19 protein-coding genes are annotated in these 23,524 nt (G+C 73.4%); 8 read left to right on the forward strand and 11 right to left on the reverse strand.

What is annotated here, in order from left to right:
• Nucleotides 1-63: 63 nt before the first annotated feature.
• The 4 genes from IFT88_RS14575 to IFT88_RS14590 form a co-directional block, all read right to left on the reverse strand.
• Complete coding sequence (locus IFT88_RS14575) at nucleotides 64-1,755, reverse strand: glycoside hydrolase family 13 protein (RefSeq protein ID WP_192121403.1); 1,692 nt, start codon at nucleotides 1,753-1,755, stop codon at nucleotides 64-66.
• 76 nt (nucleotides 1,756-1,831) lie between these two features.
• Nucleotides 1,832-2,758 carry a carbohydrate ABC transporter permease gene (locus IFT88_RS14580; RefSeq protein ID WP_043596911.1) on the reverse strand — a complete coding sequence of 309 codons (927 nt, stop codon included), beginning with the start codon at nucleotides 2,756-2,758 and terminating at the stop codon, nucleotides 1,832-1,834.
• Nucleotides 2,758-3,696: a carbohydrate ABC transporter permease gene (locus IFT88_RS14585; protein WP_192121405.1), complete on the reverse strand. Its 939-nt coding sequence runs from the start codon at nucleotides 3,694-3,696 to the stop codon at nucleotides 2,758-2,760. Before IFT88_RS14585 ends, IFT88_RS14580 begins: the two co-directional genes overlap by 1 nt.
• Nucleotides 3,697-3,776: 80 nt before the next feature.
• Nucleotides 3,777-5,063: an extracellular solute-binding protein gene (locus IFT88_RS14590; protein WP_192121407.1), complete on the reverse strand. Its 1,287-nt coding sequence runs from the start codon at nucleotides 5,061-5,063 to the stop codon at nucleotides 3,777-3,779.
• A gap of 161 nt (nucleotides 5,064-5,224) precedes the next feature.
• Between IFT88_RS14590 and IFT88_RS14595 the strand changes: the two genes are divergently transcribed.
• Together IFT88_RS14595 and IFT88_RS14600 are read left to right on the forward strand one after the other, a co-directional pair.
• Nucleotides 5,225-6,490: an ROK family protein gene (locus IFT88_RS14595; RefSeq protein ID WP_192121409.1), complete on the forward strand. Its 1,266-nt coding sequence runs from the start codon at nucleotides 5,225-5,227 to the stop codon at nucleotides 6,488-6,490.
• A 181-nt stretch (nucleotides 6,491-6,671) separates the two neighbouring features.
• Nucleotides 6,672-7,328: a hypothetical protein gene (locus tag IFT88_RS14600; RefSeq protein ID WP_157489780.1), complete on the forward strand. Its 657-nt coding sequence runs from the start codon at nucleotides 6,672-6,674 to the stop codon at nucleotides 7,326-7,328.
• A 69-nt stretch (nucleotides 7,329-7,397) separates the two neighbouring features.
• On the opposite strand, the gene IFT88_RS17730 is transcribed toward IFT88_RS14600, so the two are convergent.
• On the reverse strand, nucleotides 7,398-8,006 hold the full coding sequence (locus IFT88_RS17730) for a TetR/AcrR family transcriptional regulator (protein ID WP_056044705.1): 609 nt from the start codon (nucleotides 8,004-8,006) through the stop codon (nucleotides 7,398-7,400).
• A 78-nt stretch (nucleotides 8,007-8,084) separates the two neighbouring features.
• Between IFT88_RS17730 and IFT88_RS14610 the strand changes: the two genes are divergently transcribed.
• Nucleotides 8,085-8,882: an SDR family NAD(P)-dependent oxidoreductase gene (locus IFT88_RS14610; protein WP_192121411.1), complete on the forward strand. Its 798-nt coding sequence runs from the start codon at nucleotides 8,085-8,087 to the stop codon at nucleotides 8,880-8,882.
• A gap of 136 nt (nucleotides 8,883-9,018) precedes the next feature.
• On the opposite strand, the gene IFT88_RS14615 is transcribed toward IFT88_RS14610, so the two are convergent.
• Nucleotides 9,019-10,473: a nucleotide disphospho-sugar-binding domain-containing protein gene (locus tag IFT88_RS14615; protein WP_192121413.1), complete on the reverse strand. Its 1,455-nt coding sequence runs from the start codon at nucleotides 10,471-10,473 to the stop codon at nucleotides 9,019-9,021.
• On the reverse strand, nucleotides 10,470-12,716 hold the full coding sequence (locus IFT88_RS14620; RefSeq protein ID WP_192121415.1) for a glycosyltransferase: 2,247 nt from the start codon (nucleotides 12,714-12,716) through the stop codon (nucleotides 10,470-10,472). Before IFT88_RS14620 ends, IFT88_RS14615 begins: the two co-directional genes overlap by 4 nt.
• A 214-nt stretch (nucleotides 12,717-12,930) precedes the next feature.
• Here IFT88_RS14620 and IFT88_RS14625 point away from each other — a divergent pair, with 214 nt between their 5' ends.
• A complete protein-coding gene (locus IFT88_RS14625) occupies nucleotides 12,931-14,160 on the forward strand; it encodes a polysaccharide pyruvyl transferase family protein (protein WP_192121417.1) in 1,230 nt (409 codons plus the stop codon).
• Nucleotides 14,161-14,522: 362 nt separating this feature from the next.
• On the opposite strand, the gene IFT88_RS14630 is transcribed toward IFT88_RS14625, so the two are convergent.
• The 4 genes from IFT88_RS14630 to IFT88_RS14645 form a co-directional block, all read right to left on the reverse strand.
• The gene (locus tag IFT88_RS14630) at nucleotides 14,523-15,482 is read right to left on the reverse strand and encodes an AraC family transcriptional regulator (RefSeq protein WP_052505426.1); all 960 of its coding nucleotides are present in this window, start codon (nucleotides 15,480-15,482) and stop codon (nucleotides 14,523-14,525) included.
• 85 nt (nucleotides 15,483-15,567) lie between these two features.
• Nucleotides 15,568-16,026 (reverse strand): hypothetical protein, encoded by a 459-nt coding sequence (locus IFT88_RS14635; RefSeq protein WP_192121419.1) that lies wholly within the window; start codon nucleotides 16,024-16,026, stop codon nucleotides 15,568-15,570.
• A gap of 166 nt (nucleotides 16,027-16,192) precedes the next feature.
• A complete protein-coding gene (locus IFT88_RS14640) occupies nucleotides 16,193-16,747 on the reverse strand; it encodes a TetR/AcrR family transcriptional regulator (protein ID WP_043596884.1) in 555 nt (184 codons plus the stop codon).
• Nucleotides 16,748-16,749: 2 nt separating this feature from the next.
• Nucleotides 16,750-17,334, reverse strand: coding sequence for a sugar O-acetyltransferase (locus IFT88_RS14645; protein WP_192121421.1), 585 nt, complete (start codon nucleotides 17,332-17,334; stop codon nucleotides 16,750-16,752).
• A gap of 46 nt (nucleotides 17,335-17,380) precedes the next feature.
• Here IFT88_RS14645 and IFT88_RS14650 point away from each other — a divergent pair, with 46 nt between their 5' ends.
• The 4 genes from IFT88_RS14650 to IFT88_RS14665 all read left to right on the forward strand — a co-directional run bounded on the left by IFT88_RS14650 (nucleotide 17,381) and on the right by IFT88_RS14665 (nucleotide 23,407).
• Nucleotides 17,381-18,598 carry an MFS transporter gene (locus IFT88_RS14650; protein WP_192121422.1) on the forward strand — a complete coding sequence of 406 codons (1,218 nt, stop codon included), beginning with the start codon at nucleotides 17,381-17,383 and terminating at the stop codon, nucleotides 18,596-18,598.
• A gap of 16 nt (nucleotides 18,599-18,614) precedes the next feature.
• Nucleotides 18,615-20,012: an MFS transporter gene (locus IFT88_RS14655; RefSeq protein WP_192121424.1), complete on the forward strand. Its 1,398-nt coding sequence runs from the start codon at nucleotides 18,615-18,617 to the stop codon at nucleotides 20,010-20,012.
• A 427-nt stretch (nucleotides 20,013-20,439) separates the two neighbouring features.
• A complete protein-coding gene (locus IFT88_RS14660) occupies nucleotides 20,440-20,946 on the forward strand; it encodes a BLUF domain-containing protein (protein WP_052505427.1) in 507 nt (168 codons plus the stop codon).
• 118 nt (nucleotides 20,947-21,064) lie between these two features.
• A complete protein-coding gene (locus tag IFT88_RS14665) occupies nucleotides 21,065-23,407 on the forward strand; it encodes an alpha-galactosidase (RefSeq protein ID WP_192121427.1) in 2,343 nt (780 codons plus the stop codon).
• The last annotated feature ends 117 nt before the right edge of the window (nucleotides 23,408-23,524 follow it).

A 23,524-nucleotide genomic window follows, 5' to 3' on the forward strand; every position in this document is an offset into this window, starting at 1 on the left:
CCCGCGGACGGCCGACGTCAGCCCCGCAACCAGGCCGGCGTCAGCCCCGCGACCAGGCCGCCATCAGCCGCGCAACCAGGCCGCCGTCTCGCCCGGCAGCTGCCCGGCGTCGGTCAGCGGCCCGCTGGAGACCAGCACCTCGCTCGAGCCCAGCCCGAGCGCGGCCAGGTCGACGGGCTCGGTGCCGAACACGCACACCACGTGCCATCCGCCGGGCCGGACGAGGTGCAGCACGTCGTCGCGGCCCTCGACCGGCAACCACTCGAGCGTCTCGTCGGTCTGCAGGTCGCGTCGTGCCGCGAGGGCCGCACGGTAGAGCGCCAGCGTCGAGGTCGCGTCGGCCTCTTCCGCCTCGACCGAGTACTCGCCGAACCAGCTCGGCTGCGGCAGGTGGGCGTCGCCCGGGCCGAAGCCGAACGACGGGCCCGACCGGGTCCAGGGCAGCGGCACGCGGCAGCCGTCCCGACCGATGTCGACGCCGGGGTTGCGGAAGAACGACGGATCCTGGCGCTCGTCGGCGGGGATGTCGGCGACCTCGGGCAACCCGAGCTCCTCACCCTGGTAGACGTAGGCCGACCCGGGCAGGCCGAGCATGAACAGCGACGCCGCACGAGCCCGACGCAGGCCGGTCTCGACGTCGACCTCGGGCGAGGTGCCGCCCGACAGCAGCCATTCGGCGCCCTGCTTGACGTCGCGACCGTCGAGGGCGGGCAGGCCGTAACGGGTCGCGTGTCGGACGACGTCGTGGTTCGAGAACACCCACGTCGTCGACGACCCCGAGGCCTCGGCCGCGTCGAGGTTGTAGGTGATGATGTCGTGGAACTGCGTGGCGTCGAAGTCGGCCTCGAGCAGGTCGAAGTTGAACGCCTGGCCCAGCCCCTCGGCGCTGGCGTAGCGGGCACGACGCGACGGCTCGACCCAGGCCTCGGCCACGGCGATGCGCGGCGGGTCGTACTCGTCGAACACCTCGCGCCACGTGGCGTAGATCTCGTGCACCTCGTCGCGGTCCCACAGCGGGTGGTCGCCGTCGGCCTTGGGCAGCGCCTCGAGCTCGGCCGTGGACGGCAGCACCTCGGGCAGGCTCTTCGCCAGCCCGTGCGCCACGTCGACCCGGAAGCCGTCGACCCCGCGGTCCGACCAGAACCGCAGCGTGGTCAGGAAGTCCTCGCGCACCTCCGGGTTGTCCCAGTCCCAGTCGGGCTGCTCGCTCGCGAACGAGTGCAGGTACCACTGGCCGTCGGCGACGCGCGTCCAGGCCGGGCCGCCGAAGATCGACGTCCAGTCCGAGGGCGGCAGCTCGCCGGTCTCGCCGAGGCCGTCGCGGAAGATATAGCGCGCCCGGGCGGGCGATCCCGCGGGGGCGGCCAGCGCCTCCCGGAACCAGACGTGCCGGTCGGACGAGTGGTTCGGCACGAGGTCGGCGATCACGCGGATGCCGGCCGTGTGCAGCGCGTCGATCATCTCGTCGAACTGCGCCAGCGTGCCGATCTTGGGGTCGACGTCGCGGTAGTCGTCGACGTCGTACCCACCGTCGGCGAGGGCCGACGGATAGAACGGGCTGAGCCAGACCGCGTCGACGCCCAGCCGCTGCAGGTAGGGCACCGCCGCCGTGATGCCGGGCAGGTCGCCGATGCCGTCGCCGTTCGAGTCGGCGAAGCTGCGGGGGTAGATCTGGTAGACCGCCGCCTGGCGCCACCAGGTCGGGTCGTCGGTCAGCAGCTCGGTCGAGGGTGCGGTGCGGAGCGTGTCGGTCATCGTGGAGCGAGGTCCTCTCGGGGGTGGTGGGTTGCCTTGGGGGTCAGGAGGCGCGGGTCGCGTCCCCGACGGACGCCTACTTGATCGCGCCCTGCGTCACGCCCGCCATCACCCAGCGCTGGGTGAAGAGGTAGACGACGATCGCGGGGGCCATCGCCATGAGGTACGAGGCGAAGGCGACGTTGTAGTCGTTGCTGAACTGCGTCTGGAAGATCTGCTGCAGCACGGGCAGGGTCTGCAGTGAGGGGTCGGCGGTGATCAGCGACGGCATCGCGAAGTCGTTCCACGAGGCCAGGAAGGCGAAGATGCCGACCGTGGCGCTCATCGGGGCGAGCAGCGGGAAGACCAGGCGCCAGAACACCTGCCACGTGGTGGCGCCGTCGAGCCGCGCGCTCTCTTCGAGCTCTTCGGGCAACGACCGCAGGAACGCCGTGAACAGCAGGATCGAGAACGACAGCTGGAACATGACGTGCAGCAGGGCGACGCCGGCGGGGTTGTCGAGGCCGACGATGCCGGTCAGCTTGATCTGCGACAGCGCGACGACCGGGAACGGCAGGAACATCGCGGCCAGCAGGTAGAAGAACGAGAAGCGGAACAGCTTGCGGTCCCAGTTGCGCGAGATGGCGTACGACGCCATCGACGCCAGCACGACCGTGCCGACGACGGTGACCGCCGTGACGAGGGTCGAGATGCCGAACGCCCGCGGGAAGTCGGTCAGCTGCCAGGCGGCCGCGAAGTTCGAGAAGTCGATCGGCGCCGGCAGGCTGAACGCGTTGCCGTCGACGGCCTGGGCCGACGTCTTGAGCGACATCGTGATCGTGACGTAGATCGGGATCAGCACGGTGATCGAGCCGAGCACGAGCAACGCGGTGACGAGCCGGTTCGGGCGTTCCCGACCGACGCGACCGCGTCGACGACGGGAGACGGCGTCGGCGTCGCGACCCGCGCCTCCCGGGGTGGGGGCCGCCGAGGCGGCCGGGGTGACGAGTGCGGTGTTCGCCATCAGACGGCCGCCTTTCCGCGGGTGATCCGGAGTTGGACGAGCGCGATCGCGACGGCGATCACGAAGAAGATGGTCGCGTTGGCCATCTGGTAGGCGTAGTCGCCGCCGGTGAAGCCCGTGAAGATCGTCATCGCGATGCTGCGGGTCGACGTGCCGGGGCCGCCGTTCGTCAGGCCGACGATGATGTCGTACGAGTTCAGGAAGTTCTTGAAGCCGATGATCGTGTTGATCAGGACGTAGCCCGCGACGAGCGGCAGCGTGATCGACCGCAGCTGCTTCCAACCCGAGGCGCCGTCGAGGCTGCTCGCCTCGTACACCTCGCCGGGGATGGCCAGCAGGCCCGCGATGTAGATCAGCAGCGTGCTCGGGATCGCCTGCCACGCGGTCACGACGACGATGCCGATCCAGGCGGTGTCGGCGTTCGCGAGGATGCTGTCCTGCAGCCCGGGGATGCCGAGCGAGGCGCCGAGGGCCGGCAACGAGTTCGAGAAGAGGAACTGGAAGACGAAGGCGATGATGATGCCCGAGATGACCATCGGGATCACGAACACGGCCCGCAGCGCGGTCTTGGCCTTGATCTGCGAGGTCAAGCCGATGGCCAGCAGCAGCGCGACGACGTTGACGGCGATCACCGTGACGAGTGCGAAGCCCATCGTGAAGCCGTACGAGCCGAGGATCGCCGGGTCGGTCGCCATCGCGAGGTAGTTGGTGACGCCGACCATGTCGAACTCGCCGAAGCCGATCGAGTTCGTGAAGCTGTAGAACACGCCCATCACGGCCGGCAGGGTGATCGCCAGCGAGAACAGGACGAGCGTCGGCACGAGGAAGACGTAGAAGACCGGGTCGACGCGCCTGCCGCGACGCCTCGGGTTGCCGGCCGTGCTGCCGCTCGACGAGGTGCGGGCGCCTCGCGCGGCCGTGGGGGTGGTGGTGGCCATCGGGTCTCCTTCGACTCGGGCGGTGGTCGGGGTGGCCCGGACGGCCGGGCCCGTGGTGCGTGCCGTTCCGTCGATCGCGCTCATGCGCGGAGCGCCAGACGGCGCCAGTCGGCGTCCATGGTGCGCAGGGTGCCCTCGACGCTGGCGCCCGTGACGATGCCCTGCACGTAGTTCTCGGCCGGGATCGTCAGCGGGATCGCCTTGGAGGCCCCCTGGTAGAACCGCGCGTCGTCGTAGTAGCTCTGCATGCCGGCGATGCGCTCGTCGGTCACGGCGGGGGCCGACCTCGTGGTGCCGAACGCCAGGAAGTCGCGGTTGTAGGCGTCCTGGATCTCGGGCTGCATCAGGTAGGTCAGGAACTCGCGGGCGGCGTCCTGCTTGCGCGACTGCTCGGGCACCCACAGGGCCAGGTCGAGGTTGACCCGCACCTTGCGGTCGGCGGGGTCGTCCGTCATCGGCAGGGGGAACGTCCCGACCTTCGCCTCGGGGTTGGCCTTCGTGATCTCACCGAGTGCCCACGGCCCCTGCATGAGCATCGCCGCCTCGCCCTGGGCCATGGCGAGGTTGCCGTCGCCGTAGCCGCGGCTGTTGCGGTTGGCGTTCGACAGCCGGCCGAGCTGCACCATGCGCTCGACGGGTTCGCGGAAGTCCTTCTCGAACGAGACCGAGCCGCCCTGGCCGACGCTCGTGCCCTCGGCGTTCATCTTCTCGTAGAAGGCCGCGACGTCGAGCGACCCGCCGGTCGTGTAGTCGAACAGGCCCTGCGCGACGGTCCACGGTTCGCGGAAGGTGCTGTAGATCGGCGTGACGCCGGCCGCCGTGAAGGTGTCGCACGCCGCGAGGAACTCGTCCCACGTGGTCGGCACCTCGACGCCCAGGTCGGCGAAGACCTGCTGGTTGTAGATCACCGACGCGGCGGTGATCGAGTACGGCAGCACGCTCGTCCGGCCGGGGTAGGTCGCGTACTGGTCGACCAGCTCCTGCACCTCGGGGCGGATCGTGCCCGCCTCGGGCAGGTCGCCCAGGTCGCTCAACGCCCCGCGCTCCATGAAGCGGGCCATCTCGAGGTTGTACGTGAAGGCCGCGACGTCGGGCGGGTTGCCCCGGACGAAGCCGGCCGAGATGCCCGAGGTCGAGTCGTGGATCACCCGGATCGCCGACTGCGACTCGTTGAACCGCGAGACGAGGTCGGAGAAGTACGGGATCGCCTCGGGCTTGGTCGCGTAGAAGGTGATCTCGGTGCGTCCGCGGCCCGAGCCGGACGGGGCGCAGCCGGCGAGGAGGAGCGCCGCCCCGGCGGCACCGATCCCGCCGAGGAGGGTGCGTCGGCTGAGGCCGGCACCGGAGGGCAGTGGGGGTGTGGGCACGTCGTCGTCTCCCGGGTCGCGACCCCGACGACAGCGTCGGGACCGAGTTGATCTGGTGTGTAGATTTAGACCCTAGATCAATTCGCGGCGTGGCACCATGGGTCGTCGTCGAAAAGATCCGCCGTGTCGCGAGGCACCGGCCACAGCACGAGGAGGCGCGGGTGGCGCTGAGCACCGGGGTGTCGTCGCCGAGCCTGCTCCGCCGCATGAACGCGGCCGAGGTGCTGCGGCACGCGTGGTCCGTCGACGCCGTCACGGCGAGCGACCTGATCGCCCTCACCGGACTCACCCGGTCCACCGTGCTCGGGGTCTGCGACGACCTCATCGACCACGGCTGGATGGTGTCGCTCGCCGACGCCCGCTCGACCGGCGAGTACCGCAAGGGCCGCCCCGCGCGGCGCTACGCCCTGGCACGGTCGGCCGGGCACGTCGTCGGGGTCGACGCCGGTCAGCACCAGCTCACCGCCGTGGTCGCCGACCTGCGAGGCGACGTGCTCGCGCGGGCCGTCCGCCGCATCGACCCCTGCGGCTCGGCCGACGACCGCCGAGGCATCGTGTCGGCCCTGGTCGACGACGCCCTCGCCTCGGCCTCGCTCGCCGACGACGACGTGCTCGCCGTGACCGTCGGCGTCCCCGCCCCCACCGACGCCGAGGGCCGGTCACCGGTCGAGGCCGGCGCCGACTTCTGGGAGCTGATGAACCCGGACTACGTCGGCCTGTTCGCCCTGCGCGGCTGGGCCGTCGTCGTCGAGAACGACGCGAACCTCGCCGCCGTCGCCGAGGCCGCGGCCGCGTCCCGGGCCGACCGCGAGGTCGGTGGGGGTGCCGGTGCCGCCACCGCGTCGTTCGTGACCCTGCTGGCCGGCGAGCGCTTCGGCGCCGGGTTCGTGCTCGACGGAGCCCTCGTGCGGGGCAACCGCGGTGCCGCGGGCGAGATGCGCCTCCTCGACCTGGTCGACGGCGTCGGATCGGCCGACGGCCTCGGAGCCCTGCTGCGCGACTGGGCCCGGGCCGCGCGCGAGCTCGGCACCGTGCCGGCCTCGTCGCCGCTGCGGACGATCCCGCTCGACGAGCTCGAGGCCCCCGCCGTGCTGGCCGCTGCCGACGCCGGCGACGCGACGGCCCTGCGCCTGGTCGAGAAGGCCGCCGAACGGTTCGGACGCGTCTGCGCCGTGCTCAGCGGCATGCTCGACGTCGACCGCATCGTCGTCGCCGGGGCCGTGGCACCTTCGATCGGCCTGCTGCTCGAGCGGACGACGCCGTGGCTCAGCCGGTTCACGCACCGGGCCGCGCCCGAGGTCGTCGCCTCGACGCTGGGCGACGCGGTCGTGACCACGGGCGCCGTCGAGCGAGCCCTGTCACACGTGCGCGGCCACGCACTCGAGCTGACGCTGCCGGGTGCGGCGGACGCGACCCGCGCCTCCTGAGGGCTGCTCGGCTCGGGCTCGGCTCGAGCTCGGCTCGGGCTCGGACTCGGACGGCGATGAACCCGGTTCCGAACGATGCACCCGGTTGCTTCCGGGTTCATCGTTCGGAACCGGGTGCATCGTGCGTCGGGGCGGGGCGGGAGGCGCGGGGCGGCCCGGCGCACGCCGCTAGGCTCGCGGGATGGTCACCGTCGTGCTCCCCTGGCGTCCGCAACCCAGTCGCGTGGCGGCGTTCGAGGTCGTCCGCGACTGGTACGCCGACGCGCTGCCCGAGGCCGAGATCCGCACGATCGATTCGCCCGATCCGGTGTTCAACCTGGCCCAGTGCCGCAACCTTGGCGTGGCCGGCCTGGCCGACGACGAGGTCGCCGTGATCGGCGACGCCGACACCCTGCCGCAACGCGAGCCCCTGCTCGCGGCGATCGAGGCGGCCCGCACGAGCGGCCGGGTGCACCTGCCCTACACCGAGTACCACTGGCTGGGACGCGACGGCACCGCGCAGGCGGCCGCGGGCACCCCCCTCGAGCGGTGCGACTTCGAGCTCGTGCGCGGGGCCTGCTCGGGGGTCTACGTGACCCGCGCCTCCTCGTGGCGCAGCCACGGCGGGCAGGACGAACGCTTCCGGGGCTGGGGCTTCGAGGACGCGGCCTGGTACCTCGCCCACACCACCCTGCTCGGCGAGGCCCCGCGACGGCACGAGGGCATGGTCTTCGCCCTGCACCACCAGGCCGAGGTGCGCGAGGGGCCGCAGTACGACGCCAACGCCGCGCTGATGCAGCGGTACCGCGACGCGGCGGTCGGCGAGGACGCGATGCGCGCGGTCGTCTTCGGCGCCTAGAGCTAGGGGCGACAGAGCCGAAGGGCGACAGCGCAGGAGGCGCGGGGCACGTCCGGCGGACGACCCGCGTCAGTCGCGGCGGACGGTGTGCAACGGGCCGAGCGCGTGGTCGAGTGCGGCCTCGAGCGGCCAGCCCGCCCGCTCCGACTGGCTGAGCAGCAGTCCCCCCTGGATCGCGGCGATGATCGCGGTGGCGACGCGCACCGGATCGGCCGAGGCGTCGACCGACCCCGAGGCCTGCAGCCGCCGGATGCCCGCGGCCAACTGCTCGCGCCAGGCGTCCCAGCTCGCCTTGACGCTGCGCTCGACCTCGGCGTCCGTGGCGGCGACCTGGGCGGCGAGCGTGCCGATCGGGCACGCCCAGCGGCCGAGGCTGATGTAGTACTCGACCAGGGCGGCGCGCCAGCGCTCCCACGACTCCCAAGTGCCGAGGTCGTGGATCTCGGGCTCCTGCGCCTCGAGCAGCTGACGCCCCTCCCACCGGGCGACCTCGTGGATCAGCTCGGTCTTGCCGCCGGGGAAGTAGTGGAACAGCTGGCTCTTGCTGGTCAGCGTCGCGGCCCGCACCGTGTCGAGCGTCGTCCCGCCGATGCCCGCGGCGAGGATCTGCCGACCGGTCTCGTCGATGATCCTCTGGCGGGTGAGCCGTCCGCGCTCGGTGATCTTCGTCTCGTCCACGGAAGGATTCTACGTCGACTGGACCAATTGGTCCACGAACACTGGACTCGGCGGTCCAGTCCGTGCTAGCAATGGACCATGCAGTCCAATGAAGATGTCCTCGACTCCCTGCCCACCGACGACCGCCTGGCCGGTCGCACCGCCCTCGTGACCGGCTCGACCAGCGGCATCGGTGAGGCGATCGCCCGCGTGCTGGCCGCCTCCGGTGCCACCGTCGTCGTCAGCGGTCGCGACGACGCCCGAGCCCGACGGGTGGTCGACGCGATCACCACCCGGGGCGGCTCGGCCCACGCCGTGTCCGCCGACCTCGCCGGCCCGTACGCCGACCTCCGCGCCTTCGCCGCCCGGGCCACCGAGGTGCTCGGCGGCCGCGTCGACATCCTGGTCAACAACGCCGGCGTCTACCCGACGATGCCGACCGACGCCCTCGACGACGCCGACCTCGACGCCATCCTGGCGACGAACGTCCGGGCACCGCACGTGCTCGTCGGGGCCCTCGCCCCGGCGATGGCCGACCGCGGAGCGGGCTCGATCGTCAACATCGGCTCGTGGATGACCCGGGTCGGGGTGCCGTTCGGCGCCATGTACACCGCGTCGAAGGCCGCCGTCGAGCAGATGACCCGCACCTGGGCGGCCGAGTTCGGCCCGCGCGGCGTCCGCGTCAACAGCGTGGCGCCCGGCGCGACGTCGACGCCGGGCAACGCCGAGTCCGCGGCCGTCCTCGACGCCCTGACCGCCGCCACCCCGGCCGGTCGACCCGTGCGTCCCGTCGACATCGCCCACGCGGTGCGCTACCTGGCGTCGGACGAGGCGGCCTTCGTGCACGGGGCCCTGCTCGACGTCGACGGCGGCATCCTCCACACCCGGACGATGTAGGCCGACCCGCGCCTCCTGCCGGTCGGCCCTCGGCCGTCCGGACCAGACGCCACGACGTGCCGCTCACCTGCGAAGGCGAGCGGCACGTCGTGGCATCTCGAGACGCGACGAGCCGAGGAGGCGCGGGCCCGGTCGGTCAGCCGCGCCCGGTGAGTGCCGCGTGGGCTCGTGCCCGTCCGGGCGTCTCGCGCAAGGACGCCGCCAGCCCGGCCAGGCGCCCGGCCGCACCGGGGTCGCGCGTCGGCAGGTCGAGCACGTGCCGCAGCGCCTCCGCCAGTTCGTCGACGGTCGCCGTGTTCGGGGCGAGCGCCACGCCCACCCCCGTGCGCTCGAGGGCGGCGGCCCCGGCGAACTGGTCGGTCGAGAACGGCAGGACGACGACGGGCACACCCGCGGTCATCGCCTCGGTCACGCTGTTGTTGCCGCCGTGCGTGACGGCCGCGGCAGCCGCGTCGAGCAGGGTCACCTGCGGCAGGAACTCCCGCACCAGCCAGTCGGCCGGCACCTCGCCGAGGTCGGACCGGTCGCCCGAGCCGAGCGCGATCGCGGCCCGCACCCCGACGCGACGCAGGGCCTCGGCCACGCGCCCGAGCACGTCCGACCGCACCGACAGGAAGCTGCCGAAGCTGACGTAGACGAACGGGGCGGGCGCGGGGTCGTGGTCTGGCGTGGGGTCCGGCGCGGCACCGGCTGCCAGCCAGGCGGCGACCTCGGCGTCGACCGGCTCGGCACGGACGGCCGAGCCGAGCCAGACGTGCGGCGGCAGCAGGTGCTCACGCTCGGGGTCGGCCAATTCGCCGGGGTAGTTGTAGAGCAGCAGGTCGCCGTGCTCGCCGAAGGCGCTCGTCGACGGCGGCAGGTGCGGAGCGAGCTCGGCCAGGGCGGCGTTCCACTCGGCGGTGAACGAGGAGTCCACCCGCTCGCACAGCTCACGCAGCCCCTCGATGCCCTCTGGCTCGGCCCCGGGTCGCACCACCGATGTGCTGTCGAACCACGCATGTGGGTGGTTCGACACCACATCGGTGGTGCGTCCTGCATCGCCGACGGGCCGTGCAGCACCGGCACCGCCGAACGCCGCGGGCCACTCGGGCGGGCACCCGTAGACCTCGTCGCCCACGGGCAGCGCGGTCGGGTGCCCCAGCACGACGTCGGCGAACGGCACGCCGCCGGCCACGAGCGCGAGCCGGGCGCTGAAGGCGAGGTGGTCCACGACGATCTGGTCGGGCCGGACGGCGGCGACCACGTCGAGCACGGCCCGGGCCGTCGCGACCGGCTGCCACATGAGGTCGGTGAGGCGTTCGCGCGCCTGGTACGAGAGCGTCTCGACCATCCCGAGCCGGGTGGCGTCGAAGAACCCGCGCAGCGAGGCGTCCTCTTCGGCCACCTGCTCCTCGGCGCGGATCACCCCGGGGTTCGAGCCACGCCCGAGCTGCAGGTGCACGCGCTCGAAGCCGAACGACTCGACGATGGCGGCGGTGGCCGGGCCGGTCGCGACGACGACGCGCTCGCCCCGGTCGCGCCACTCGGTGGCCAGGGTCGCGAGCGGCAGCAGGTGCGACGCGTAGTCGGGGCTGATGACGAGCAGGGTCATCGTGCGCTCACGCTCCACTCGCGCTGTTCGAGTTCGTCGTGGTGCACCGTGTCGTAGACGCCGGACAACGACCGCGCCATGGCCTGGATCGTGAAGGACCGCTCGACGGTGTCGCGTGACCGGGCCGCGCGCGCCTCCGTCGTCTCGAGCGAGGCCGCGGTGAGCGCCTCGCCCATCGCCTGGCGCAGGGCGTCGACGTCCCAGGTGCGCGTGAGCCAGCCGGTGTCGCCCTGGCGCACGTAGGTCGAGGGGCCGCCGCCCTGCGGCGCGACGACGAGCAGCCCCGAGCCCATCGCCTCGAGCAGGGCGATGCCGAACTCCTCTTTCAGGCTGCCGCAGACGTAGACGCCGCGCGGCGCCGCGAGCCCCGGCAGGCCGAAGCGGGCCGCCGCGACCCACCGGGCGACCGTGTCGTTCGGCCGGTGGCCGGGCAGCAGCAGTCCGGAGGCGCGGTGCCGGTCGGCCGGGACGATCGCGTCGATCAGGTCGAGCTGTTCGCGTTCGTCGGCGCTCGGGTGCTCGAGGTCGCCGCCGATCAGCAGCAGGTTCGCGCGGTCGCGCAGGGGTCCGTCGGCCCACGCCTCGACGATCGTCGCCATGCCCTTGACCCGGTGCAGTCGTCCGACGCTGACCAGCAGCGGCAGGCCGCGGCGTTCGGGCGGCAGGGTCTCGAGCAGCGCGCACAGCTCGGCGAGCGGCGGGGTCGCGGGCAGGCCCGCGGCGTGCTCGGCGGCCTCGGCGACCGAACGGTCGACCACGTCGAGGTCGATGCCCTCGGGCACGATCGTGTGGCGCTCGGGGTGCGAGGTGACGTCGATGCCGACCAGCTCGCGCATGTCGCGCTCGAGCTCGGGCCGGGGGAACAGCACGGTGTGCGACGCGTTCGAGGCGAGCTGCTGCACGAGCCGGGTGCGGAACCAGAAGTGCTCGACCTCGTCGACGTCGCCGAAGGTCTCACGGGTCAGCGCGCCCGAGAGGTCGAGCGACTGGATGACGGCGTGCGGGTCGGGCGCGACCGTGAACACGACGGGGATGTCGAGCTCGCGGGCGACGTCGGCCGCTGCGAGGCTGCCCACGTCGGCCATCCGCAGGTGCAGCAGGTCGACGCCGCCCGCGGCGCGCAGCACCCGCCGGATGCCGCGCCGGGCCGCGACGCGCAGCGGCCACGCGGTCGCCGACGAGACGGGGTCGCTGAGCAGCGGCACGCGCCCGTAGACGTGTCCGGAGGCGCGGGTCGCCAGGTCGCGGACGCTCGCGACCGCCGCGTCCGCCGACCCGCGCGAGAGGGTGACCACCCGGGCGACCCGGGGGTCGTCGAGGACGTGCGACGCGCCTCCTGCGGGGAGCACGCCGCCCGCGGCGAGCGCGTCGCCGAGCCGGACGAGCAGCGTCGCGATGCCTCCGTTGTCGCCGCTGCCGGCGTGGGTGAGGCCGGCGTCGATGTCTGCGTGCAGGAAGAGCTGCGCGATCGTGAGGCCGTCGCGCCCGGCCGGGTGGTCGCCGTCGGGCCCGTCCTCGACCCCGCGGTCGTGCACCCGGTCGCCGTCGGGCACCTCGTCGGGGGCCGAGAGGTCGATCGCCGAGAGGCGGGCGACGTCGCCGAGGTAGCCGTCGTGCCGGGCGAGTTCGTGCACGACGGTCGCGACGGCCTGGTCGCCACGACGCTGGCCGAGAGCCGAGACGGCGGCGACCCGGACGTGCTCGTCCTCGCCGCGGTCGCGGGCGATCGTCAGCAGCGGACGCGAGGCGATGCGGGCGCGCACGAGGCCCAGCGTCTCGACCAGGCGGTACCGGGCGTCGGGCTCGTGCACGCCGATCAGGGCGCCCTCGAGGGCGACCCCGACGACGGCGGGGGCGGCCGACGACCACTGCTCGAGCGTGCGCTGGGCGACCATGCCGGTGAAGCCTCCGGCCACGACGAGCCCGATCAGCCGACCGACCGTGTCGTAGCGGGGCAGCCGCTGGCTGAGCGCCGACGCGGCGTGCTCGCGGAGGAAGGTGCGGTCGCTCGACAGCAGGTCGCTCAGCACGACGTCGGCCTGCTCGTCGAAGACCTGCGCGAGGGCGTTCGTCGCCGCGATGGCGACGAGCTGGTCGGGGCTGCCGAGGGCGCCACGCAGCACCCGGATGGTCCGGGCCCCGCCCGTGCGGGCGGCGTCGAGCGCGAGGTCGTCGGCGAGGCGCATCGAGTCGACCAGGCGGTCGGCCTCGTGGATCGCGTCGAGCGAGGTCTGGATGCCCATGGCGGTGCCTCTCGGGTGCAGCGGGTGGCGGTGCGGCGCGCGGCGCACCGGGGCGGCCCGGGAGCCCCGGGCCTGGTGGAGCCTATCGCCGCCCGGTGACCGGCCGGTGCGGGGCCGGTGCGTGGTCGGCCGGGTGCTCGGGGCCGCGGGGGTCCGGTACCGTCGTGGGCGGCATCGATCCCGCTGCCGAGTCCCGCAGCGAGAGGCCCCACCCGTGCGAACCGTCACCATCGGAGACGTCGGCGTGCTCGACGGCATGGTCCACATCGGCGACGAGGCGATGTTCCACGAGGCGACCGTGCAGCTGCGCGCCCGAGGCGCCACGATCACCGGCGTCTCGTCGAACCCGGCCGAGACCGCCGACCGGTACGGCGTCGACGCCGTGCCCGCGATCGGCTTCCACCCCGCGACGACCGGCGGCCGGCTCGGCCAGCGCGAGCGTCGCGCCCGCGTGCTGTCGGCGATCGACGGAGGCGCGGGTCACCTCCCCCAGGACGACCCGGCCTGGCAGGTGATCGAGGCCGTCCGCGAGGCCGACGGCGTGCTCGTCGCCGGCGGCGGCAACATGGCCTCGCTCTGGCCGATGCACGTCTACGAGCGGAACACCCTCGGGCTCGTCGCCCGACGCTTCGGCAAGCCGCTCGTCGTCAGCGGGCAGACCATCGGCCCGGTGCTCGAGGGCGAGGACCGCGAGCTCGTCACCGAGCTGCTCGACGCCGCCGCGCTCGTCGGGCTGCGCGAGGGCGCGTCGCTCGAGCTGGTGCGGTCGCTCGGCGTCGACGCCGCCACGACCGTGGGGACGGTGGACGACGCGAGCTTCCTCGGGTTCGACGCCGCGCCTCCTGCCGGGGGTGCCGCGGGTGCGGCGGGCGCGGCCGCGCCCTACCTCGCCGTCAGCCTGTCCGCGCACGTAGGCGACGCCGACCGCGCGGCGTTCGCCACCGCCGTCGCCCGACTGCTCGACCGCGTGGCCGGCGAGGCGGGGCTCGAGGTCGTCTTCCTCGCGCACTGGGCCTCGCTCGACCCGACGGAAGAGCGCGGCGACTCGCTGCTGCACCGGGCCGTGCTCGACCAGCTGACCGTGCCCGCGCGGGTCGAACCCACCACCGACTCCCCCGCCGCGGCCCGCTTCGCCCGGGGTGCGGCGCTGCACCTGACCAGCCGCTACCACCCGGCCGTGTTCGCCGTCGCGGGCGGGGTGCCGACGGTCGGGCTCGCGGTCGACGACTACACGACGATCAAGCTGACCGGGGCGCTCGGCAACTTCGGGCAGACGAGCGTCGTCTCGGCCGCGCAGCTGCTCGCGGGCGAGGCCGACACGGCGGCACTGGCGGCCTGGGCCGGGCGCGACGCTGTGCGCTCGACGTGGGCCGAGCGTCTCGACGGGACCCGCGCGGCGTCGGCCGCGTGGTGGGACCGGGTCGCCGGCGCGCTGCGCGGCTGACGCGACCCGCCGCGCACCGTCGGGCGCAACCCGCGATCCGCGACCCGCGCGCCGTCGGGCGCGACCCGCGTCGGGTGGCGACCCGCGCCTCCTGGGGGCTGCCCCGCGTCGCGCGCACGCCGCCGGGTGATGGGCACAGCGCCAGGACGTGGTCACAGCGCCAGGAGGTGGTCACGGCGCCAGGCTTTCTCGTGGTGCGGTGTCCACCTCCTGGCGTGGTGGCCGGCGGACTGGTCGCACCACGCCCCATCCCGCCATGAAGTAAACGATCCGCCACACGAAGACGTGGCGGACTGTTCACATCGTGGCGGCGTGGCCTGCTCGCGCCGGCGCGGCTGACGGCGCGGCCGACCGCGCGGGGGTCAGCGCTGCAGCGTCGCGCTGGGGTACTCGCCGAAGCGCTCGACGTACGACGCCGTGAAGCGGCTCAGGTGCGTGAAGCCCCAGCGCTGCGCGACGGCGCCGACGGTGGCCTCGCCCGGGGCGAGCTCGATCAGCTCGGCCCGCACGTGGTCGAGACGGATGGTGCGCAGGTACTCGGTGGGCGTCACGCCGAGCTGTCGGCTGAAGGCCTGCTGCAGCCCGCGCGGCGTGAGGTGGACGGACTCGGCCAGCTGGGTCATGTTGACCGGCAGGTGCGAGTGCGTGTGCAGGTACTCGACGGCCTCGCGGAGGCGGGCGTTGCGCGGCACGAGCAGCGCGGGCGGCAGGTCGATCGACCGGTGCGAGAACGTGTCGAGCAGGGCGAACGCCGACTCGCGCTTGAGCTCGGACCGCAGCAGCTCGGTCGACTCGCCGCCGAGGATGGTCTTGGCCGCGTTGGTGATCGTGGCCTGCCAGCGACGCAGGTTCGCCAGGTCGGGCACGGCCGTGTGGTCGAACTGCAGCGGTCCGGCGAGGGCGCCCTCGTGCTCGGCGGCCATGCGTTCGAGGTAGGCGGCGTCGAAGTGCACGAGGTTCTGGCGGTACTCGCGTACCTCGAACTCGAAGGCTTTGCCCGTCGGGAACATCAGCGGGCGGCCGATCTCGAACGCGGCCTCTTCGGCCCCGACGTCGACCCGGCCCTCGCCCGCGGTGATCCAGGCGACGACGTACTCGCGCTCGGGTTGGATCGCCCCGCGGATGTCGCCGAGGAACATCGCCGACCGCAGCGTCATGTCCTCGTCGCCGGCCGTCGTGTAGCGGTAGGCGAACGTCTCTTGCCGCGTGTCGGTGCGGAACCCGGCGCCGTTGTAGGTGTCCTCGAACAGCGCGCGCGCCTGGTCCATGTCGCGGCCGCCCATCTCGGAACGCACCGGGGGCAGGGTCTGTTCGGGTTCCATCACAGTGATCTTGCCACGACCGAGCCCCTGAAAGAACGTCCTGACCGGGCGGAAGCCCCGAAGCGGGGGCGGAGGGACGTGGGGCTCACGCGCCCGTCGGGCTCGTCGCGGGGCCGAGGGCCTTCGTGAAGGCGGCCTTGAGCACGGCCTTGAAGCCGGAGGGCAGGCGCGTGCGGTGCAGCACGTCGGCCTCGACGACGAGGGCGAAGAACGTCTCGCCCTCGACGAGCCACCAGGCCCGCACCGTGTCGACCGAGAACACGGCCTCGCCGTCGGGCTCGTCGGGGCTCTCGACGATGATGCGGTCCTCGTAGAGGGCCACCGCACCGTGTTCGCCGTTCATGGACGCCGAGCACTCGAAGACCAGGTCGGGGTCGAGAGGAGGCGCGAAGTCACCGAAGAACAGGTCGGCAGCCGGCGTGCGGGCCGCGTCGCCGATCTCGCCGAAGTCGCTGGCGACGTTGAAGTCGCCGAACGCGGTGTCGGGGGCCGTCGATGTGTCGGGGCCGGGTACGCGGCGCGACGTGTCGCTCTCTGCGTCCACTGGTTTCTCGACTCTCGTCCTGATCCGGTGCGTACCTTCTCACCGCCGTGCAGCTTCTGCACCTGTTCCATTAGAGCGCCTAGCAATGCGAGCCGCACCTCGACGGGACCTCAGTTCGGTTTGTGGCCATGACGATCGGCGACGCAGGAGGCGCGGGCCGCGACGGTCAGGACACGCGCGTGATGCGCTCCACGGCCTCCCGGGTCAGGGCGCGACTCGGCGGGGACGGGTCGAGGGCGCGGTGGATCGAGATCCCCTCGATCAGGGCGTCGACCTGACGGGCGGTGTCCGGGTCGAAGTGTCGCTCGAGCTCGACCCGGCTGCGGCGCATCCACTCGCGGGTGATCTCGCGGAACCGCGGCTCGCGCGCGGCCAGCGTGTAGAGCTCGTAGCTGAGCACCTGGTCGCGGACCGCGGCAGGGCCGGTCAGGTCGTCGTGGACCAGGGCGACCACCGCCTCCTTGGCCTCGTCGCGAGTGGTCGCGGCGCCGAGCCGCCCCTCGAAGCGCACGATGATCGTCTCGGCGAAGCGCGAGAACGCTTCGTGCAACAGCTCGTCCATGCCGTCGAAGTGGTACGTCATCGAGCCGAGGGGCACGTCGGCACGCGCCGCGATCCTGCGGTGCGAGGCGCCGGCGACGCCGACCTCGGCCACGACGTCGAGCGTCACGTCGATCAGGCGGTCACGACGGTCGGGCTCGGTGCGGCGGGCGGTCCCCATGACTAGATGCTCCTCACCACGCGGGCCGGGTTGCCGACCGCGACCACGTTCGGCGGGACGTCCTTCGTCACCACCGCCCCGGCACCGATCACGCTGTTGTCGCCGATCGTCACCCCGGGCAGCACGATCGCGCCGCCGCCGAGCCAGACGTTGTCGCCGATCGTGATCGGCTTCGCGGCCTCGAGCTTCTCGCGACGGGGCTGCGGCTCGACCGGGTGCGTCGGCGTCAGCAACTGCACGTTCGGGCCGATCTGACAGTCGGCCCCGATCGTGATCGGGGCCACGTCGAGCGCGGTCAGGCCGTAGTTGACGAACGTGCCGGCCCCGATGGTGATGGAGCTGCCGTAGTCGACGTACACCGGCGGACGGACGTGGGCCGTCTCGTGCAGGCTGCCGAACAGCTCACGCGCGACGGCCTGCGCGGCGTCGACGTCGTCGGCGAAGGCCGCGGCGAAGCGCGCCTGCAAGGTGATCGCCCGCTGCTGCCGCGCCGCGATCTCGGGGTCGTCCGCGATGTAGAGGTCGCCCGCGAGCATCCGCTCGTGGTTCGTGCGCGGGTCGCCGGCGAAGTGGTCGGTGGTGGTCATGCACGACACCCTAGACGACGAGCGTACGAACGTACACACTGGACGCATGACGAACCGACCGCCGTTCAGCCCCGAGCTCGCCCGACGCCGGGCGGCGGTGTTCGTGTTCATGGCGGTCGTCGGCGTCTCGCTCGCCTCGTGGGTCGTGCGGACCCCGGCCATCCGCGACCTGCTGCAGGCCTCGACGGGCGAGATGGGCCTCGTCATCTTCGGCCTGTCGATCGGGTCCATGGGCGGCATCCTGTCCTCCGCGCCGATCGTGCGACGCCACGGGGCCCACCGCGCGGTCGCGATCGGCGGCAGCTCGCTGGTCGCCGGCGTGGCCCTCGTCGGCCTGGCCGCGTCGCTCTCGATCACCCCTGGCGTCTTCGTCGGCCTCGCCCTGGTCGGCGCGGGAGTCGGCCTGGCCGAGATCGCCGTCAACATCGAGGGCGCGGCCATCGAGACCGCCTCGGGCCGGTCGGTGCTGCCCGTGCTGCACGGCTGCTTCAGCCTCGGCACGGTGGCGGGGGCCGGCCTCGGCATCCTGCTCACGGCGACGCACGTGCCCGTCCAGTGGCACCTGCTCGGAGTCGCGCTCGCGGGCGGCGCCGCACTGGCCTGGGCGGTGCCGATCGTGCCGCGGACGACCGGACGCTCCGACGAGCGGGCCGAGCGCGCCTCCGGGGTGCGGGCCCGGCTCGCCGGGTCGCTCGCCGTCTGGCGCGACCGCCGGCTCGTGCTGCTCGGCCTGATCGTGCTGGCGCTCGCCCTGGCCGAGGGGTCCGCCAACGACTGGCTGCCGCTGCTCTTCGTCGACGGGCACGGGGTCTCGGCGACCGCCGGCACGGTCGTCTTCACGGCGTTCGCGGCGGCGATGACGGTCGGCCGCTTCCTCGGCGAACCGCTGCTCGCCCGCTTCGGGCACGCCACCGTGCTGCGCGCCAGCGCACTGGTCTCGGCGGTCGGCATCGCCCTCGTCGTCTTCTCGGACTCGGTCGTCGTCGCGGGCGTCGCCGTCGTGCTCTGGGGCCTGGGTGCCGCCCTGGGCTTCCCGGTGTCCGTCTCGGCCGCAGCCGACAGCGACGACCCGACGACGGCGGTCGGAGCCGTCGCGACGATGGCCTACGTGGCGTTCCTGGTCGGGCCGCCGCTGCTCGGTTTCGTGGGCGAGCACGTGGGCCTGCGCAGCGCGATGATCGTCGTGCTGGTGGTGGTCGCGGGTGCCTCGCTGATCACCTCCGCGGCGCGTCCCCGCGAGCGCTCCGCCGCCGCCCGCCCTTAGTGTACGTTCGTACACCATGACGTCATCGACGACCTCTCCCGCGGCCCCGGCCCGCACCGTGCCGACACGCGAGGACCGCCGGGCCCGACTCGGCGTCGCCCTGCTCTTCTTCACCAACGGCGCACTCATCGCGAACCTCCTCCCCCGCTACCCCGCGATAAAGGACGGCCTCGAGTTGTCCAACGCCGACTTCGGCCTGGCGGTCGCGGCGATGCCGGTCGGCGCGCTCGTCGCGGGGCTCGGCGCCGGGTGGCTGATCCGCCGCCTCCGGTCGTCACGGGTGGCCGTGGTCGGCACGGTCGTCACCGGGGTCGCCGTCCTGCTGGCCGGCATCGCCCCGGTCGGTGGGTTGCTCGCCGCGGGCTTCCTGCTCGCCGGTGCCCTCGACGCCATCGTGGACGTCTCGCAGAACTCGCACGGACTGCGCGTGCAGTACCGCTACCGCCGGTCGATCCTCAACTCGTTCCACGCGGTGTGGAGCATCGGAGCCGTCCTCGGCGGACTCATGGGCGGGGCGGCAGCCGGACTCGGCATCCCCATCGTCTGGCACCTCGGGGCCTCGGCGCTGATCTTCGCCGTCGTGGCGCTCGTCGCGTACCCGCTGCTGCTCGCCGGGCCCGAACCGGCCGAGGGCACGGTCGAGACCGCCGACGCGGCGGTCCTGCCCGGCGACGACGTGACCGCGGGCGCCGGGGCGGCGGCCGCACCCGTCGCGACGGGCTCCGTCGACGACGGAGCGCAGGAGGCGCGGGCCGGCTCGACCACCGGGGCGGGCTCCGTCGACGACGCGACCCGCGCCTCCTCGGCTCGTGACGGTCGCCGCGTCTCGCCCGGCTTCGTCGCGAAGTGGGGCGTGCTGCTCGCCCTGGTCGTGATCGCGTCGTCAGGAGCCGTCGTCGAGGACGCGGGCAGCACGTGGGCCGCGCTCTACCTGGGGTCGCTCGGAGCCGGCGTGACGGTCGCCGCCCTCGGGTTCGTCTCGCTGCAGGGGGCCCAGTTCGTCGGACGACTGCTGGGCGACGGCATGGTCGACCGCTTCGGACAGAAGGCCGTCGCCCGGGCCGGAGGCGTGTTCGTCGCGGTGGGCATGGGCGTCGCACTGGCGTTCCCATCGGTGATCGGCACGATCGTGGGCTTCGCGGCGGCGGGGTTCGGCGTCGCGACCCTGATCCCGGCGGCGATGCACGCGGCGGACAACCTGCCCGGGTTCCGGGCCGGCACGGGCCTGACGCTGGTGAGCTGGCTGCTCCGGCTGGGGTTCCTGGCGTCACCGCCCGTCGTCGGGTTCGTCGCGGACTCGGCCGGGCTGCGGTACGGACTGCTGCTCGTGCCCGTGGTGGGCGTGGCCGTGATCCTGCTCGGCGGGGTGCTCGAGGGGCGCCGGGCCCGGGGGTCGGCGCCGCGCGGCAGCTGATCCGGTCCGTGCCGGATCGAGCCGGGTCGCTCACGTCGTGTGCGCGCGGCTGATCCGGTCCGTGCCGCTCCTCCCCGCGTACCGAACCCGACCCGTCCCGCACCTCCCCACGCACCGAACCCGACCCGTCCCACCCCTCCCAACGGACCGAACCCGACCCGTCCCGCCCCTCCCCACGGACCGAACCCGACCAGCCGAGCTCGACACGCCGCTCACGTACGCCCGCGAGGGGCCGATCGCCGACGTCTTGTCGCGATGTGCACACTCGGCGGGCGGGCAGGGCAGGCGGGCGGGCAGGCAGGGCAGGCGGAGCGGGGCGGGCGGGGCAGGGCGGGCAGGGCGCGTGTCAGCGCCCAGAAGTGGGGAGTGCGGCGGGGCCGGACGGCGTGCAGAATCGGTCCAGCCCTGAGCCCGAGGAGGCCCACCCGTGCTGTCCACCGTGTACGTCAGTCGATCGTCGTACCCCTTCACCGACGACGACCTGGCCAATCTGCTGATGACCAGCCGGTCGAACAACGCCCGCCTGGGCATCACCGGCATGCTGCTGCACCGCGAGGGCCGCTTCATCCAGGTGCTCGAGGGGCCCGAGGAGGCGGTCCGCGAGCGCCTCGCCGTGATCGCGCGCGACCCCCGGCACACGGCCGTGCACACCATCGTCGACGAACGCGTCGAGGACCGGCTGTTCCCCGCCTGGACCATGGGCTACCGCGCCGTCACGGACGACCTGGCCACGGTCCTCCCGGGCTACGCCGACGTCTTCGACTCCGGCTCCGGCACGGGCGCCGGCACGGCCTCCCTCGCGGGTGCCGGCGTCCGCGACGACTTCAGCAACCTGTCCCCGTCGTCGTCACACAAGGTCCGCACCCTGCTGCGCTGGTTCCGTGACCAGCCGACCGACGTCACCGACGGGCTGTTCTCGCCCCGCGCCTCCTGATCGGGGCCAGCTGACCGGGGCCTCCTGACCCGCGGTCGGACCCCGCCGGGGTTGTGACGCCCGCGTGACGTCGGAGATACTTTTCGGACGAAAGTATCTGCCGCCGTCTGGAGCATCCGTGTCGCACCCCACCCCGTCGCCCACCGTCGTCGCGCCGTCCCGGGCACCCGACGCGTTCGTCCACCTGAGCAGCGCCGGCGTCAGCCTGCTGCTCGACGTCACCGAAGCGCGCCTGCCGGCGGTCCTGCACTGGGGCGCCGCCCTCGGTCGGCCGACGCTCGACGACGTGCGGTCCCTCGCCGCCGCGGCGGTGCCGCCGTACGTCAACAACCTGATGGACGAGCCGGTGCGACTGGCGATCCTGCCCGAGCACCACGCGGGCTGGTCGGGCAAGCCCGGGGTCGGCGGCCACCGCTCGGACGGCGCCGACTGGTCGCCACGGTTCACGGTCGACACGCTCGACGTGACGGGCGAGGCGGAGGCGACCCGCGCCTCCTCGGGTCCCGAGCTGGTCGACGCGGGAGCCGCCGTCGTCACGGTCGAGGCACACGACGACGTGGCCGGACTCGCGGTCGTGCTCGAGATCGAGCTGACGGCGAGCGGGCTCGTCCGCACCCGGGCCGAGCTGACGAACGTCGCCGGGCGACGCGGGGGCGGGATGCGCGGGGGCGGGGGTGCCACCGGCGACGACCGGACGACGAGCACCGCCGCCGGGGCCGCGAGCACCGCAGCCGACGTCTACACGCTGACCGACCTGCACCTGGCCCTGCCGGTGCCGCCGCGGGCCCGCGAGATCCTCGACTTCGCGGGCCGCTGGGGCAAGGAGCGCACACCGCAACGCCGCGAGCTCGTCGTCGGCGTGCACGAACGCGAGGGACGCAAGGGACGCACCGGCCCCGACGCCGCCACCGTGCTCAGCGTCGGCGTGCCCGGGTTCGGTTTCGGGGCGGGCTCGGGCGAGGTCTGGGGTCTGCACGTCGGGTTCAGCGGCAACCACCGGCACTACGCCGAACGCCTGTCGACCGGAGCGCAGGTGCTGGGCGGCGGCGAGCTGCTGCTGCCGGGCGAGCTGCGGCTCGAGGTGGGCGAGTCGTACCGCAGCCCGTGGATCTTCGGCTCGTACGGCGACGGCCTCGACGACCAGGCCCGGCGGTTCCACCGGTGGCTGCGCTCCCGCGAGCAGCACCCGACCCGCCCGCGCCCGATGACGATCAACGTCTGGGAGGCCGTCTACTTCGACCACGACCTCGCCCGCCTGCGCGACCTGGCCGACCGGGCCGCCACCCTCGGCGTCGAGCGGTACGTGCTCGACGACGGCTGGTTCCGGGGACGACGCGACGACCACGCCGGCCTCGGCGACTGGGTGGTCGACGCCGACGTCTGGCCCGACGGCCTGTCACCGCTGATCGACCACGTCACGGGCCTCGGCATGGAGTTCGGCCTCTGGTTCGAGCCCGAGATGGTCAACGAGGACAGCGACCTCGCCCGCGAGCACCCCGAATGGCTGCTTCAGACCGGCGACCGGCTGCCCCCGCGGTCGCGCGACCAGCAGGTGCTGAACCTCGGCATCGCCGGGGCGTTCGAACACGTGCTCGGCCAGATGACGGCGATCCTCACCGAGTACGACATCGCCTACCTGAAGTGGGACCACAACCGCGACCTCGTCGACGCCGGCACCTGGCCGACCGGTGCCGCGGGCGTCCACGAGCAGACCCTCGCGGCGTACCGGCTGATGGACGAGCTCAAGGCGAGGTTCCCCGGGCTCGAGATCGAGTCGTGCTCGTCCGGCGGCGCCCGCGTCGACCTCGGCGTGCTCGAGCGCACCGACCGCGTCTGGGTCAGCGACTGCATCGACCCGCTCGACCGGCAGCAGATGAACCGCTGGACGATGCAGCTGCTGCCGCCCGAGCTGCTCGGCTCGCACATCGCCTCGGGCGTCAGCCACTCCACCGGCCGCTGGCACGAACTGTCGTTCCGGGCCGGCACCGCCCTGTTCGGCCACCTCGGCATCGAGTGGGACCTCGCCCGGGCGACCGACGCCGAGAACCGTGACCTCGCCGCGTGGATCGCGCTCTACAAGGAGCACCGCCAGCTGATGCACACGGGCGACCTCGTGCGGGTCGACGAGGCCGACCCGTCGCTGCTGGTCTACGGCTCGGTCGCCGCCGACGCGAGCGAGGCCCTGTTCTTCCTCGCCTCCGTCGGACGGTCGGACGTCGCACCGCTCGGCCGCGTGCTGCTGCCCGGGCTCGACCCCGAGCGGCGGTACCGGGTGGCCCCCGTGACCGTGGGATCGCCGGACCACGGCCTGACGCCCCCGCCGTGGTGGGGCACGGCGGACGAGGGCGGCGCCTACCCCGGGGTCGTGCTCGACGGGCGCGCCCTGGCGGTCGCCGGGGTGCAGGCGCCGTCGTCGTTCCCCGAGCGCGTCGTGCTGCTGCGGGTCACCGCCGAGGGGTGAGGGCGGGCGGCTCTCGGTGCCGATGAACCCCGTTCCGTGCGATGAACCACGACGATGCGTGGTTCATCGCACGGAACGGGGTTCTCGACGGGTCGGAGGTGCGGGGGCGCGCAGGAG

It is taken from the genome of Frigoribacterium sp. CFBP 8751, assembly GCF_014841545.1.
Lineage (GTDB): Bacteria > Actinomycetota > Actinomycetes > Actinomycetales > Microbacteriaceae > Frigoribacterium.